The sequence below is a fragment of the Streptomyces sp. GL_148 genome (assembly GCF_057834205.1).
Genome location: NZ_JBYQMC010000002.1, coordinates 157857 through 172048, shown reverse-complemented (window position 1 = coordinate 172048; position 14192 = coordinate 157857). Strand labels below are relative to the sequence as shown.

Below are 14192 nucleotides of genomic sequence, written 5' to 3'. Positions count from 1 at the left end.
TCAGGATGTCGTGCGGGTCGCGAGGAACCGGGGTCCGGGCGTGACGGTCGAGCAGGTGTGCCAATGGCCTCTCGATCGTCCCCGCTGGCGGCCTCGAGACATCCCCGCTGGTGGCAGGCATGATCGCCCCACTCGCGGCCAGATATTCTCCCCACCTTGGGTCGGTGTGGATCAGCTGAAGGGCTTCACTCCCTTTCCGGTGGTGGCCTCGGTGAACCTGAACGAGTCACCCTGAGTGACGGTGACGTGGGCATGGTGGAGTAGGCGGTCGACGGTCGCGGTGGCCAGGGTCTTGGGCATGATCTCGTCGAATCCGGACGGGTGGAGGTTGCTGGAGACGGCGATCGAGCGCCGCTCATAGGCGGCGTCGACCAGGCGGTAGAAACCTTCGGCGGTGTCCTCGGAGACGGGCAGGAGTCCGATGTCGTCGACGATGATCAGGTCCGAGCGGACGATCTTCGCGAGGGCTCGGGCGATCGAGTCGTCCGCGCGGTGGCGGCGGACCAGGGCTCCAAGGTCCTCGATGGTGAGCCAGGCGACGGTCAGGCCGGCCTCGACCGCGTTCTGCCCGAGGGCCTCGGTGAAGTGCGACTTTCCCGTGCCCGAGGGTCCACAAATGCAAAAATTCTCCCGGCGACCGACCCATTCCAGGCTCTTGAGGGCGTCCTGGGTGGCTCTGGGTATGGAGGGCTTGAACTCGTGCCAGTCGCCGAAGGTCTTCCCGGTGGGGAAGCCGGCCCGCTTGCGGCGGGTGTGGAGGTTGGCGCGGTCGCGTCCGGCGGCTTCCTCGGCCAGCAAGACGCGGACGACCTCGGCGGGGTCCCAGCGTTGGGCCTTCGCGGTGGGGATAATGTCGGTCAGCGACCTGCGGATGTGCGGGAGTTTGAGGCGTTTGGTGAGCTTGATGGCCTCGGCGAGCGGGTCGCCGTTCGTGCCGGGAACGGTGCGGAGAGGTGTGGCCATCAGAGGTGGTCGCTTTCGTCGTACTCGGAGAGATCAGGAGCTTGCGGGGCAGGGCCGCCGAGGGCGGACCAGGCGGAGGTGCCGGGCTGCAGGGAGTGGGCCTCGCTGCGGCGGACGGGCTCGGCCAGGCCGTGGGCGGCCTGGTAGTCGAGGATCGACATGAGGTCCTTGTCCGCGAAGCGGGCGGTGACTGCGGCGGTGCCGAGCGCGCGGTCAACTTCCGCTATCGAGTAGAGCTTTGAGAGGGCGACGGCTTCGGCCATCTTCGCCTTGATGCGGTGGACCCCGGCCGCGCCGGCCTCAATGAGCCAGCTGGCAGCACCCGGTCCGAGCTGGAGGAACGGGGCCTCCTCTGCGGAGGTGGCCCGCGGGGTGCGATCGGCTTCTTTGTCCTCGCGTGGCGGGTAGTGCGCGTCGTCCAGGACCGGCGAGCCGGGCTCGCCGCGGTGGTGGCGGGCGACCTCGTGGGCCGAGCCGTGCTCGTCGACGGCGGTGACGATCAGCTCGTCGCCGTGGAATCGGGCCCGGACGCGGGTGTCGATCAGCTCGTGCGGGACCGAGTAGCGGACCGCGTCGACGGAGATCGTCGATTCCCAGGTGACCCGGCGGGTGGTGCCGAACGAGGCGGTGAAGGGCCGCCTCGGCAGCGGGTGCAGCCGTTGCTGTTCCTCCGCGAGTCGTTCGGCGGGCCTGCGTCGAGTTGCCTTGTGAGTAGGGGAGTTGACCTCCTCGCAGAAGCTGCGGCAGGCGGCTTCGAGCTCGCCGAACGTCTTGTATTGTTCGCGCAGGTTCACGTCCCTGGGCACCAGGTCGGCCTTCGCGATCTTCACCGTGGACTCGCTGCCACCCTTGGTTTCCGGATCGGCCGGCAAGCACGTGCGTATGGTCGTGCCGTAGTGCCGGGCGACCTCGACGATCTCCGGGTTGCGGACCGCGATCCCGGCAACGTGGTCGGTGGTGACCGTCTTTTCGTTGTCCGTGAGCACGTAGGCCGGGATGCCGCCGATCCGGCGGAACGTGGCGTCCAGACAGGCGGTGACCGTTGGCAGCGTCTTGTCCCAGATCGGGATGACGACGCGGAAACGCGACCAGGCCAGCCATGCGCAGAACAGCCTGGTCTTGCGGCCCTTGATCACCGGACCGTCGCCGAAATCGTACTGAAGCCAGAGCCCCGGCTCAGTCACCCACGGCCGATAGACCCGGCGCCGACCGGCCCTGAACTGGGCTTTTGCCTCGGCGACCGTGCGGCGGGTGGTGCGTTCCCCGCCAGTGAAGCCCATCGCGGCGATCCGCTTGTGGACCACGTCCGCCCGGATCTTGCCCTGCGAGCGGACCACCAGCTCTTCGATCTTCGGCAGATAGTCGTCGATCGCAGGGCCCGGTGACGGCGCTGGTCTGGATGCTGGCCGGCGGCCCGCATCTTCACATAACGGGCCACCGTGTGGTGGTCGCACCCGGCCAGCTCGGCCGCGGCACGGTAACTGCCTGTGAGATCGTATGCCTCAAGGATCTCCATGATCTCCCTGCTGTTCTTCACCCGCTCCAGCTTCGCCGAGCGGGACTACTCGGGGCGAGCGGGGAGAAAACTGGCCGTACCCGGGGAAACCCGTGGCCATGAATTGCGCCGTATATGGCCGCCACCGGGGAGCTTACGGAGGCCGCCGTCACTCGCGCGAACGCGTTGTTCGACGCCCACCGTGAGGACCCGGAGTTCGGCTACCGCTTCCTGGCTGACGAGGCCCGCAGCGCGGGATCCGGCATGGCCGAGCGGACCGCGTGGCGGATCTGCCGGGACAATGAACCTTTTCAGCGGTGCCCCTCCAGGGTGAGGATGGCTTTGGTGATTGACGTGAGTTTGTTCGGGCTGGTTCGGGTTTTGCGGAGGATGCGCCAGGTCTTGATCCGGGCGATGGCTCTCTCGACGGGCCACCGGAGTCGGGAGTGTGCCCGGTTGACGGACTTCTGTTTGACGGTGAGGTCTTTGCCGGGTCGCCGGCGGTGTGGGACGGCGACGATGTCGCCGGCTCCCTGGTAGGCCTTGTCCGCCAGGACGGGGATGCCGAGGCGGATGCATGTGGCGATGATCCGGTGCCGACGGGCCGCGGTGAGATCGTGGATCCGGCCCGCGAGAGCGGGTGAGATCCAGACCAGGGCTCCGTCCGGCGCGGTGATGACCTGCATGTTTACCCCGTGGCGGCGGTGTTTGCCCGAGTAGTCGGCGCGGCCGTCACCAACCCGGTCGCACTCGGCGAGGGTCCCGTCCAGCAGGACATACCGGGCGTCCGCCGTTCTCAAAGCCGCGGTCAGGCCCGGCGCCCGGCCTGCCAGGAGCGCCACAACGCCGTGAACGTAGGCGTGGGTGGTACCCACGCTGATCCCGAAACCCGCCGCGATCTGAGTCAGGGTGTCGTTCTTCTTCAGGTACACCAGTGCGGCCAGGGCCCGCTCGGAGGGCGGCAGCTTGCACCGGCGGTCACCCTCCCGGGTGACGATCAGCATCGTCACCCACTCCACGAGGGCATGCGCAACATCGAGTACGGCACGATAGGGAACCAACAGAGCCCCCAGGCTGAAGAGTTGAGCATCGATACCTTGCTCAACAGCCCGGGGGCTCTGCCCGTTTCACCACCACCTCGTCACCCGATCAGTGGCCAAGTTGAAAATGCTCAATGGCTGGTGGAGCGTGTTCGGCAAGAAGCGTGGCCGGAACAAGAAGGCCGGCCCACCGGTGCACGACGATCTCGTCCGCCGCGACTTCACCGCGACCGGCCCGAACCGGCTGTGGCTCACCGACATCACCGAACACACCACCGGCGAGGGGAAGCTGTATCTCTGCGCGGTCAAGGACGTCTTCAGCAAGCGGATCGTGGGCTACTCCATCGACACGCGCATGAAGTCCCGCCTGGCCGTCACCGCCCTGGACAACGCCGTGGCCCGGCGCGAGCACGTCGCCGGATGCATTCTGCACAACGATGCCGGTTCGCAGGGCGGATTCAATCGGTCGTCGCAACACCTTGATCATGGAGGTGCGCGATGGGATGAGACGAGAAGCAGAAGGTGCCGGAGGTGCCGGCGGGAGTGCGACGGCAGTGGGCGGCGGATCGGGCGATGCGACCGCCGATGCGTTCACCGGGCCGGCCGGAGCCCTCTCGTGCGGTGCAGCGCCACTTCTGGCGGCGGATCGCGTCGGGAGTGACGTCGCCAGGGGCCGCGCTGGCCGTGGGTGTTTCATGTCCGGTCGGAACACGGTGGTTCCGTCACGCTGGCGGTATGCCACCGATAAGCCTGGACGAGCCCACCGGCCGCTACCTGTCGTTCGCTGAGCGTGAGGAGATCGCGCTGCTGCGCGCCCAGGGGATCGGCGTGCGCGAGATCGCCCACAGGATCGGACGCGACCCGGGCACAGTCTCACGCGAGCTGCGCCGCAACGCCGCGACCCGGAGTGGCAAGCCGGTCTACCGAGCCCTGGTGGCGCAGTGGAAGGCGCAGCAGGCCACGAAGCGCCCGAAGACCGCGAAGCTCGCAGCCGGCGACAGGTTGCGTGAATACGTGCAGGAACGGCTCGCCGGCAGCGTCCGCCGCCGCGACGGTAGACCGTCACCGGACCCAGGACGCCCGCGTGGAAAGGGCTGAACAAGCCGCATCGGCAGGACAGGCGGTGGGGGACGGCCTGGAGCCCGGAGCAGATCTCGCACCGGCTCCGTGCCGGCTTCCCCGATGATGAGTCCATGCGCATCAGCCACAAAGCGATCTACCAGGCGCTGTTCATCGAAGGCCGTGGCGCCCTCAAGCGCGAACTGGTCACGTGTCTGCGCACTCGCCGGGCGCTGCGGACTCCGCGTGCACGGTCGCAGAACAAGCCGCAGGGGCATGTCACCGCGGACGTCGTCCTCAGCGAACGCCCCGCCGAGGCCGCGGACCACGCGGTCCCCGGACACTGGGAAGGCGATTTGATCATCGGGACGGGCCGCTCCGCGATCGGCACGCTTGTCGAGCGCAGCAGCCGCTCCACGCTCCTGGTGCACCTGCCCCGGATCGAGGGCTGGGGCGAGAGTCCGCTCGTGAAGAACGGCCCCTCGCTCAGGGGCTACGGCGCGATCGCGATGAACACAGCGCTCACCACGTCGATGACCCAGCTGCCCGAACAGCTACGCAAGACCCTCACCTGGGACCGCGGGAAGGAACTCTCCGGCCACGCCCAGTTCGCCCTCGATACCGGGACGATTGTGTTCTTCGCCGACCCGCACTCGCCCTGGCAGCGACCGACAAACGAGAACACGAACGGGCAGCTGCGTCAGTACTTCCGACTTGTATTGGGGATAGCGGTGTCGTGATCGGGTTGGCCGCCCGTAGCGTGCCGTAGGACGCCGGGCAGGCTGACTCGAGTACTTCCTGCCGCCCGCAGGGGCTGGCTCTTCTTTGGGTGTGTCGACCTGTCCGGTGTCCGTTCGCGGCTTGACTCAACAGAGGCATGAGCATCGGCCACCCCACGTTTCTCGAAGTCGGGATGTCAGCTGCGGATTCCACTGGCCCGACGTCCGAGAAAGGGGACCGCCGATGATGCTGATCGGCATCGATCCGCACAAGTCGACCCACACCGCCACGGCTGTCGATCCCGAAGGCAACCGTGATCACGCGTCGATCCGCATCGACGTGACGCTTCAGGAATACCAACGCATGCTCGACTGGGCCCGCCAGTGGCCGCAGCGGCGATGGGCCGTCGAGAACGCCAGGGGCCTGGGACGCCACCTGACTTCATGGCTGATCGTGCGGGGAGAAGAGGTCGTTGACGTCGCGCCCAGCGCGACCGCGCGGGTTCGCCAGCTCTCACGCGGCGGAGGCCGGAAGAACGACCGCATCGACGCCGCGGCAGCGGCATGCGTCGCTGCCCTGCAAGGCGACGCAAGGCCGGTGCAGCCCGAGAACTCGACGGATGCCCTGGGGCTGCTTGACGAACGACGCAGCAACCTCGCTCAGGCCAGGGTCCGCGCGGTGAACCAGCTTCACGCGCTGCTGCGGGCGCTCCTGCCCGGAGGGGGCACCGCGTGATCTGTCTGCAGCCAAAGCCGAGCTGCTGCTGGAGTCGGTCGTTCCCTGCGGCCCGGCCGAACTCACCCGACACGACCTCGCCGCTGACCTGATCGCCGAGATCCGGACTTGGGACGTGAAGCTGAAGGACAACGCCAAAGCCATGGCTGCGCTGGTCGCCGAGTCCGAAAGCCGGCTCACTGACACTCCAGGCATCGGGGCCGTGACCGCCGCCCGCCTCCTCGGCCGCACCGGAAACCCCACCCGCTTCCCGACCGCCAGCGCCTTCGCGCAGTACGCCGGCACCGCCCCCATCGAGATCGCCAGCGCGGACCGCGCACGCCATCGTCTGTCCCGGGGCGGTGACCGCTAGCTCAACGCGGCGCTGCACACCGTGGCGATCACGCAGATCCGCATGCCCGGCACGCGGGGCCATACCTACTACCAGGCCAAGCTCGCCAAAGGAAAGACGTCTCGAGAAGCACAACGCTGCCTCAAACGCCGTCTGGCCGATCATGTCTGGCGCACCATGATCGCTGACGAGCGCCGGCGCACCCGAACGACAGGCCCGGGAGGACAGCAGGGGGCGGCTACAAAATCCAGCGCGGCTGACTCAACCCCGACGGCCAGCTCTTCGGACAAGTCACTTCCCCGACCCGCCAAAACCGAGCCTACGCCCCCAGCCCGACTGGCTTGACAAACACAGAGGCACCCGAAGGGCACCGATCTCTCCCGGTGGTCGTCCACGGACCTGGAAGCCGTAGCCCTGGCGATCAACAACCGGCCCCGCAAGATCCTCGGCTGGCGGACACCCGCCGAGGTCTTCGAGGAACAGCTACGCTCGCTGCAACAGCCTGGTGTTGCAACGGCCAATTGAACTCGCCCAGTACACGAGTTTCCGCCTGGCCGCCCATCTGGCCCGGGAGGAGATCGTGGCGAGCATCGGCTCGGCCGGCGACGCCCTGGACAACGCCCTGATGGAATCGATCATCGGCCTGTACAAGACCGAGGTCATCAAGCGACTCGGCCCCTGGAAGACCCCTACCGACGTCGAGATCGCCACCGCCGAGTGGGTCGACTGGTTCAACAACCGCCGGCTTTTCAGTGAGCTCGGCCACATCCCGCCAGCCGAGTACGAGGCCAACCACTACAGGAAACAACCAAACCAGCAGATCACAGCCACAAGCTGAACTCTCTACCAAACCCGGAGCGGTTGAGTCACGGCCTCCCGGCCAACCAGCAGGGGCACGGTCTGGCAGCAGAGCTCCAACGGCTCCGGCGACGGCAGTGCTCACCTGCTGGCGGCTGCAACACCAAGTCTCCTACGACCTGATAAGTCCCATTACTGTAGGCGAACGACAAACCCCACCAAGACATGATCTTGGTGGGGTTTAAAGCCAAGCTTAGCGTAACCGTTGGGCTAAGAAATATCGCGAACTGCGTCGAGAATCTGATTAGCGACAATAAGGGGGTGGGAGATCATTGGAACGTGACTCGCGTCGACCTCAATTGTCGTGGCCCCGATGCGCGTAGCCATGAAGTGCTGGGCCTGCGGATTGAGAGTCATATCCTCAGTTGACAATATGTAGCGTGCAGGAAGAACATGCCAGGCGGGGGTGTCCTGAACAGTGGCACCAAAGAGTGCACCGTTGGCCGGCTTTTGGGCAGAGGCCATGATACCGACGCGCTTGGCGTCGACATCGGCAGCGAAGACAGGGGCAAAACGGTCTACATCGAGCAGAATGTAGCCGCTCTCATCGGGACGCATTGTGTCAGCAAGGCCCAAATCGGGGAACTGCTGAAGTACAGTCCCCACCTCCTCGCCATACTCTGGGGCCAGCGCAGCAACATAGACCAGCGCCTTTACCTTTGAAGACCGGCTGCCCGCCCCGCTGATTACCGCACCGCCGTACGAATGACCCACCAGGACAGTCGGGCCGTCCTGCGCCTGAACGACACGAGTCGTGTATGCAATGTCCTCCTCGAAGGAAGAGAGCTGAAGCTGCACCGCGGTCACGCGATGCCCAGCATCTTGGAGAATCGGGATCACCCGGTCCCAGCTGGAACCGTCAGCCCACAGTCCATGCACGAGAATAATGCTAGCCATTTTTTCTCCTCAAAAGTTCGATCGGATAAGAATCGCCAAATTTGGCAGGCCGGAACAATTAATCTGAGCCGACGGCTTCAAGAGAACGTAAATCCGAGCAGGTCGTAACTGATCGTGTCGGAATGAAGTTCGGGTCATCGCTGTCTCCTCTGGGCGTCAGTGCAGTGTGGGGGTGGGAAGTCGTGCGCCGGATGATGCCCGACTCCGCAGTGCAGAGGACTGCATCGACGGCAGTACGCAGCATGTTCGTGCACGGGACCATGGTGACCTCAGCTGCGGAAACCGGTGAGGGTGGTTTTGCCGATGGAATTGCCGGATTCCTGGACGCGGTGGGCTTCGCGGAGGTTAGCGGCGTTGATGGGCCCAAGGTCGCGGGTGGCGGTCGTGGTCAGGATGCCCCGGTCGGCCAAGCGAGCGGCCTGGGTGAGGATGTGGTGCTGGACGGCCTGGTCGGTGGTGCGGAACATCGAGCGAGTGAACATGAATTCCCAGTGAAAAGAGATGCTCTTCGCTTTGAGGGCGCCGAGAGAGAGGGAGTCGAAATCGTCGATGGCGACGATGTGACCGAAGGGGTTGAGCATTTCGGCGTAGGAGGCCAGGTTGCGCTCGGTGCCAGCAGTGGAGAAGACGTAGTCCAGCCCTCCCGGCGCGATCTTGACAAGCTGCGGTGCCAACGGCTTCCGGTGGTCGATCACGTGCGTGACGCCCATCTTGCGGGCGAACTCGGCAGTTTCAGGGCGGGAGGCAGTGCCGACTACGGTGAGGCCGGTCAGGGCGCGCGCGAGCTGTGCGGTGATGGATCCGACGCCGCCGGCGGCAGCGGTGACCAGCAGGTTGCCGGTCTGCTCCAGGGCGCCGACGCGCAGGCCAAGGCGCTCGAAGAGGCCCTCCCAGGCGGTGAGCACGGTCAGTGGCAGCGCGGCGGCCTCGGTGAAAGAGAGGCTGGTGGGCTTGCGCCCCACCAGCCTCTCGTCCACCGTGTGGTAGCGGGAATTGGCGCCTGGCCGGTCGAGCGCTCCGGCGTAGTAGACGTCGTCGCCGATGGAGAACAGCTCGACCTCGCTGCCGACGGCGACAACAGTTCCGGCCGCGTCCCAGCCAAGTACCTTCGCCTGCCCAGCGGGGTCGACGTTCTGGCGGATCTTGTAGTCGACCGGGTTGAGGGCGATGGCCTCGATACGCACCAGCAGGTCGTGGGGGCCTGGCTGGGGAACTGGGAGTTCAACGTCGATCAAGCTGTCGGGACTCTCGACTGGCAGGCTCTTGCGGTAGGCGACAGCGCGCATCACCGTGGGGATCTTGGTCATGAGGGCTCCTTGGCCGGTGGTGTGTGTGGGTGCCTCTATCGTCTTTCGTCAAGGACCTGGTGCCGGGTATGAGGCTGTTCGGTGGTCATGCGGCGAGGGTGACGGTGGAGGTTCTGGACTCGTAGAAGGTGCCGTCGCGGAGCATGGCAAACAGGACGCTGATGCGTTGGCGGGCGAGTCGCAGGAGTGCCTGGGCGTGGGTCTTGCCGCGGGCGCGTTGGCGGTCGTAGTAGGTGCGTGAAGCCGGGTCGGTGTTCATGCAGGCGGAGAGGAACATGGCCCGTTTGAGCTGCCGGTTTCCGCCTCGGGGTGCGTGTTCGCCGTGGATCGAGGTGCCCGACGACTTGGTGGTGGGGGCGAGGCCGGCGTAGGAGGCGAGATGGGCAGCGCTGGGAAAGCCGGTGCCGTCGCCGACGGTGACCAGCAGGACGGCGGCGGTCCTGACTCCGACTCCCGGCATCGGGGTCAGGACTGGGTGAAGAGGGTGGGCCTCCAGCAGGGTGCTGATCTGGGATTCCAGTGCCCGGCGCTGGTCATGGACCGCGGCGAGCGAGGCGGCCAGGGACGGGATCACGATGTCGAGGGTGCCCGTGCCAGGAACGATGACGGTCTGCTCGTCGAGAGCGTCGAAGACCTCACTTGTACGCCGACAATACCCAGGAAGACGCCCACATCGCCGGTGTCTAACATCGCACCCCTCCCGGGTGGTTGACCGTGCCGGCCTCGGCGGTGGCACCGTGCTCGCGCATCCACGTTATGCAGACCTGCCGCCCGCGAACTGCCCGGCATTGCGCCAGGCCAGGCGGTGGCCGGACCTCTCATTAGCGTCTCCGACGGCACCCCTCGGGCCCGGCGACACCACCCCCCAGGTCATGCCTTCGACAGAGGGGACACAGTCATACCGGGCCCGGAGGCCAGCGGCCCCATTGCAGGACCGCGAAAAAGATAACGGGGGGGAAAACTGATGCGGCAGCAGGCAGCACCGGACGATGATGACCGCGGTACTGGACGCCGTCCGCCTGGGCCCGGCCGACGACGCCACCGCGGTGACCGCCGCCCAGCTCCAGTTCGATTCCCCAGGTCACCTCGTTGCCCAGGGCCAGGACGTCGATGAGGAGTTAGAGGAGTTCGGGTTCGTCGTTGGCGACGCGTCGGAGCCGCTGTCGGCTTCGGGGGTCAGGCGCGGCGCAGGTTCGGCCGCTTGATGAACTCGATGACCTCGCCGCTCGGGCCGTATACGAAGCCGACCTGAAGGGTCATGGGGATGTCCCCTGTGGTCTCGATCTGTGCTGGGGCCATCAGAGGCCGGGCGCCGGCGTCGACGGCTCGCTGAAAGAGTGCTGCAGGGTCTTCGGTGCGGATGGCGAAGTGCACGAGAGTGGCAGCCTGGGCGCGCTCCTCGTCGCTCGGACGGTGCTGCGCGTCGATTGCCTGGGTCGAACCGCCGGGCGGGGTGGAGCTGGCGTCGAAGAGCTCGATCACCCTGTCGTCGCCGGCGTCGAGGAAGATGCAGCGCTTCACGCCTGCCTCGGGCGCGCTCCACTCGTGGAGGAACTGGAAGCCCAGGGCTTCGGTGTAGAACCGGGCGGTGGCGTCGATGTCGTAGGTGCGCAGGGCGATGTGGTCGAGGCCCAGGTTGAGAGCGGTGGCGGTCATTGCTGTCTCCTTGATGGGTGGTGTGCCGCTCGCCTAGGGGAGCGGCGGGCGGTTGGTGTGCGGATTGTGGTCCCGGTCAGGGGGTGGCGGCCGTGGTCCGGCGCAGATGCCGGTCGGCGGCGGCCAGCGGGGTCAGTCCGTCGACGTTGATGAGCTTGTCGATGGCTTCCACTCCCTCGTTTCCGAGGTGGAGGCTCTGCAGACGCTCCAGTGCCTCCGGGGCGGTGATGCCCATCGCCCGGTCGGTAATGATCGGGCTGGCCGCATCCACACCTCCGAGCAGCCGCTTGGGTTCGGCAATGGGGCGCAGACCGTGCAGCAGGTTGAGGTACTGAGGCCGCCAGATCGGAATCACAAACCATTCACGTTCGGCTATTCCGCGTTCCACCCGGTTGACGAAGGAGTGCTCGGTTCCCGGTTGGAATGTATATCCGTGCCGGTTGAGTCCGTACTCCTTGACCATTGCGGCAGAGAACCGGCTGATACCGGCCCCCGGGTTGATGCCATCGATGGCTCCGGTCATGCGGGTGACCACATCGGGCCGTGCCAGATCGGCGACCTCGCTCACCGCGTCGGCCGGAACGTAGGGCGGCACCGCCCATATGCAGTAGGGCTCGTAGTGGGGGCCGAGCACGTGCACGTCGTCACGGTAAGCGGCTAGGTACTCCCCGTGGCTGGAGGGTAGCCAGGCCGAGACAAGGACGTCGATCTTTCCGGAGGCCTGGAGCGCGAAGAGCTGCTGGTGCGGCGCTTCAATGGTGCGCACCTCGTGTCCGGCGTCCTCAAGGATGCGGCGGGTGACCGCGGCCGCCGCCCGGTGGAACGACAGCGAGATATTTCCCACCGTGAGTGCCGGTCGGCGAATGCGCGTGGCCATGTGAATTCCCTGTCCGTCCGAGTGGTTTGAATGGACCGCTGTGGACCGGCCTCCAGGTGGCGAACCGGTTCTTCGTGCGGTGTGAGTTCAGTCTGCACAGGCGCAGAGCCATAATTCCAAGGACAGAATCTTCTTGATCTCATAACCTGACCACATGGCTACTTTGCGTCAACTAGAGTACTTCGTGGCGATCGTCGACGAGGGCTCCTTCACCAGTGCCGCCGCCGCTCTGAACGTCACCCAGCCTGGACTGTCCCACCAGTTCCAGGCGCTGGAGAAGGAGGTGGGAGGCCGCCTGCTGGATCGCCTGCCCCGCGGCAACCGGCTGACTGCCGCAGGCCGCGCCATGCTGCCCTCCGCGCGGGCGACCCTGGCCGACACGAGACGCGCCGTCACCGCCGCCAGGCGCGCCACCGGCGTCGCCTAGAACCGCCATCGTTACGCGTGACTGAGAAGAGCGAGCATATTAAACCTCACGAAGTATTGGTTCGGCGGATCACCGAAATTCTAGGAGATATCGCGGTATGCCGGAATTCCCGTGATCGTAATTATTTGACCCAATAATTGACAGCTCGGGATGAAGGAGCCGTAGATGGGTCCTGACACGAAAATGACCCCCGTGGTTGGGTGGATCAGGCACGGCAGCTGTAGTTCGTGATCATGGCTGGTCGTGACGGTGGTGTCGTTGCTGGTGGCAGGCGGTTGCGACGGCCTGGTGATGGCGTCTGAAAGCGATCCAGTGCAGGACGTGGTCACGGTCGCGGGCTGGCGGGGGTAGCACGAGGGCCCGCAGGAGACGGATGAGCTCGGGACAGGTCAGCGGGACAAGTCCAGGCTGCGGCTCGGAGTCTTCATGGACGGCTGCGGCCGTGAGGGCGAGGACGGCGGCGGCGATCAGGGAGAACAGTGGGCTTGATCCGCTTTGACGGACATCTGAGATCAGGGGCTTGGGCCCCGGAAGGATGATGTTCATCATGGAGAGCATGGGGAAGAGGAAGCCGCGCCCTCGCCGCTCGTTCACGCCGGAGTTCAAGGCGGAGATCGTCGAGCTGTGCCGGCGGGGCGCGCGCTCGGTTGGTCAGGTCGCCAGGGATTTCGAGCTGACCGAGACCGCGGTGCGGAGCTGGGTGAGGCAGGCGGAGGTCGACGCCGGCGAACGGGACGGCCTGACCAGCGGCGAACGTGAGGAACTGGCCGCGCTGCGGCGGGAGAACCGCCGGCTGCGCGAGGACGTCGACATCCTCAAGCGTGCGACGGCTTTCTTCGCGACGGAGACCCGGTGAACGTGCACCCGTTCATCGAGGCGGAGAAAACCGCAGGTCACAACGTCAAAAGGACGTGTGAACTCCTCAAGGTCTCCCGGACCGCCTATTACGCCCGACGCATTGCCTCCCGTGGCCCGCGTGCGGTGCGGGACGCCGAGCTGACCGAACAGATCACCGCTGTTCACCAGCGTTCCCGCGGCACCTACGGGGCCCCGCGCGTTCACGCCGTCCTGAAGCGTGAAGGCGCCGGCTGCGGGCGCCGCCGGGTGGCCCGCCTGATGCGACAGGCCGGTCTGACCGGCAGGCACCGACGACGCCGGCACCGCACCACCATTCCCGACCCACACGCGTCCACCCGGCCTGACCTGGTACTTCGTGACTTCCAGCCCGATTTGTCGGCCCTCGACACCCGCTGGTGCGGGGACATCACCTATATCGCCACGAGCGAGGGCTGGCTCTATCTGGCCACCGTGATCGACATCGCCTCACGCCGCGTCGTCGGCTGGGCGACAGCCGACCATCTGCGAACCGAGCTCGTCGCCGACGCGCTGCGGACCGCCTGCCGAACTCGCCGTCCATCCGGTCCGGTGATCTTCCACTCCGACCGAGGCTGTCAATACACCAGCCGTGAACTCGCCGTCCTGGCAGATGAGTTCGGCATCCGCCTGTCGGTCGGACGGACTGGGCAATGCTGGGACAACGCGCTCGCGGAATCGTTCTTCTCGACCCTGAAGAACGAGCTGGGCGACACCGACCCCTGGCCGAGCCGGGCTGCTGCCCGCACGGCGATATTCGAGTGGATCGAGAGCTGGTACAACTTGCACCGGCTTCACAGCAGCCTCGGCTACCGCAGTCCCGCTGAATACGAGACCGCTCTCGCGGCCTGACCACCACACCAAAGGTGTCCGTCAAAGCGGAACAAGCGTAACCACCAGGATTTCTGGCGCATCACACTAGCCTCGCGCTTTCATGAAGCGGGCTGTCCGGCG

The 14192-nt window shown here is 66.2% G+C and carries 10 protein-coding genes and 8 pseudogenes; 9 read left to right on the top strand and 9 right to left on the bottom strand.

Annotation, left to right across the window (positions count from 1 at the left end):
• Positions 1 to 171: 171 nt before the first annotated feature.
• The 3 genes and pseudogenes from istB to AC3IYI_RS40225 form a co-directional block, all read right to left on the bottom strand.
• Positions 172 to 963, bottom strand: a complete 792-nt coding sequence (gene istB / locus AC3IYI_RS40235; protein WP_489412030.1) for an IS21-like element helper ATPase IstB — start codon at positions 961 to 963, stop codon at positions 172 to 174.
• Positions 963 to 2500 (bottom strand): annotated as a pseudogene (gene istA / locus AC3IYI_RS40230) (IS21 family transposase). Before istA ends, istB begins: the two are co-directional and overlap by 1 nt.
• Positions 2501 to 2769: 269 nt before the next feature.
• Complete coding sequence (locus AC3IYI_RS40225; protein WP_489412029.1) at positions 2770 to 3519, bottom strand: transposase; 750 nt, start codon at positions 3517 to 3519, stop codon at positions 2770 to 2772.
• A gap of 115 nt (positions 3520 to 3634) precedes the next feature.
• Between AC3IYI_RS40225 and AC3IYI_RS40220 the strand changes: the two are divergent.
• The 5 genes and pseudogenes from AC3IYI_RS40220 to AC3IYI_RS40200 all read left to right on the top strand — a co-directional run.
• Positions 3635 to 4159: pseudogene (locus AC3IYI_RS40220) on the top strand (transposase); the annotation flags it as partial.
• Positions 4072 to 5267 (top strand): annotated as a pseudogene (locus AC3IYI_RS40215) (IS30 family transposase); the annotation flags it as partial. The pseudogenes AC3IYI_RS40220 and AC3IYI_RS40215, both read left to right, overlap by 88 nt.
• 253 nt (positions 5268 to 5520) lie before the next feature.
• A pseudogene (locus tag AC3IYI_RS40210) lies at positions 5521 to 6688 on the top strand (IS110 family RNA-guided transposase).
• A 6-nt stretch (positions 6689 to 6694) separates the two neighbouring features.
• Positions 6695 to 6868 (top strand): annotated as a pseudogene (locus tag AC3IYI_RS40205) (IS30 family transposase); the annotation flags it as partial.
• Positions 6852 to 7181, top strand: a complete 330-nt coding sequence (locus AC3IYI_RS40200) for an integrase core domain-containing protein (protein WP_489412028.1) — start codon at positions 6852 to 6854, stop codon at positions 7179 to 7181. The pseudogene AC3IYI_RS40205 and the gene AC3IYI_RS40200, both read left to right, overlap by 17 nt.
• A gap of 230 nt (positions 7182 to 7411) precedes the next feature.
• On the opposite strand, the gene AC3IYI_RS40195 is transcribed toward AC3IYI_RS40200, so the two are convergent.
• The 3 genes and pseudogenes from AC3IYI_RS40195 to AC3IYI_RS40185 form a co-directional block, all read right to left on the bottom strand.
• Entirely contained in the window at positions 7412 to 8098 is a 687-nt protein-coding gene (locus AC3IYI_RS40195; RefSeq protein WP_489412027.1) for an alpha/beta fold hydrolase, read from the bottom strand.
• 269 nt (positions 8099 to 8367) lie between these two features.
• Positions 8368 to 9405 (bottom strand): zinc-binding alcohol dehydrogenase family protein, encoded by a 1038-nt coding sequence (locus AC3IYI_RS40190; RefSeq protein ID WP_489412026.1) that lies wholly within the window; start codon positions 9403 to 9405, stop codon positions 8368 to 8370.
• A gap of 85 nt (positions 9406 to 9490) precedes the next feature.
• Positions 9491 to 10054: pseudogene (locus tag AC3IYI_RS40185) on the bottom strand (transposase); the annotation flags it as partial.
• Positions 10055 to 10394: 340 nt separating this feature from the next.
• On the opposite strand from AC3IYI_RS40185, the gene AC3IYI_RS40180 reads away from it, so the two are divergent.
• Positions 10395 to 10610, top strand: a complete 216-nt coding sequence (locus AC3IYI_RS40180) for a hypothetical protein (RefSeq protein WP_489412025.1) — start codon at positions 10395 to 10397, stop codon at positions 10608 to 10610.
• Here the strand turns inward: AC3IYI_RS40180 and AC3IYI_RS40175 are convergent.
• Together AC3IYI_RS40175 and AC3IYI_RS40170 are read right to left on the bottom strand one after the other, a co-directional pair.
• A complete protein-coding gene (locus AC3IYI_RS40175) occupies positions 10582 to 11061 on the bottom strand; it encodes a VOC family protein (RefSeq protein WP_489412024.1) in 480 nt (159 codons plus the stop codon). The genes AC3IYI_RS40180 and AC3IYI_RS40175 overlap by 29 nt on opposite strands.
• Before the next feature lie 76 nt (positions 11062 to 11137).
• Positions 11138 to 11938: a glycine betaine ABC transporter substrate-binding protein gene (locus AC3IYI_RS40170; protein WP_489412023.1), complete on the bottom strand. Its 801-nt coding sequence runs from the start codon at positions 11936 to 11938 to the stop codon at positions 11138 to 11140.
• A 154-nt stretch (positions 11939 to 12092) separates the two neighbouring features.
• On the opposite strand from AC3IYI_RS40170, the pseudogene AC3IYI_RS40165 reads away from it, so the two are divergent.
• Positions 12093 to 12362, top strand: a pseudogene (locus tag AC3IYI_RS40165) (LysR family transcriptional regulator); the annotation flags it as partial.
• A 234-nt stretch (positions 12363 to 12596) separates the two neighbouring features.
• On the opposite strand, the pseudogene AC3IYI_RS40160 reads toward AC3IYI_RS40165, so the two are convergent.
• Positions 12597 to 12845 (bottom strand): annotated as a pseudogene (locus AC3IYI_RS40160) (IS701 family transposase); the annotation flags it as partial.
• Positions 12846 to 12921: 76 nt separating this feature from the next.
• Here AC3IYI_RS40160 and AC3IYI_RS40155 point away from each other — a divergent pair.
• Together AC3IYI_RS40155 and AC3IYI_RS40150 are read left to right on the top strand one after the other, a co-directional pair.
• Complete coding sequence (locus AC3IYI_RS40155; protein WP_489412022.1) at positions 12922 to 13221, top strand: transposase; 300 nt, start codon at positions 12922 to 12924, stop codon at positions 13219 to 13221.
• Positions 13218 to 14090 carry an IS3 family transposase gene (locus AC3IYI_RS40150; protein ID WP_489412021.1) on the top strand — a complete coding sequence of 291 codons (873 nt, stop codon included), beginning with the start codon at positions 13218 to 13220 and terminating at the stop codon, positions 14088 to 14090. Before AC3IYI_RS40155 ends, AC3IYI_RS40150 begins: the two co-directional genes overlap by 4 nt.
• Positions 14091 to 14192: the final 102 nt, after the last annotated feature.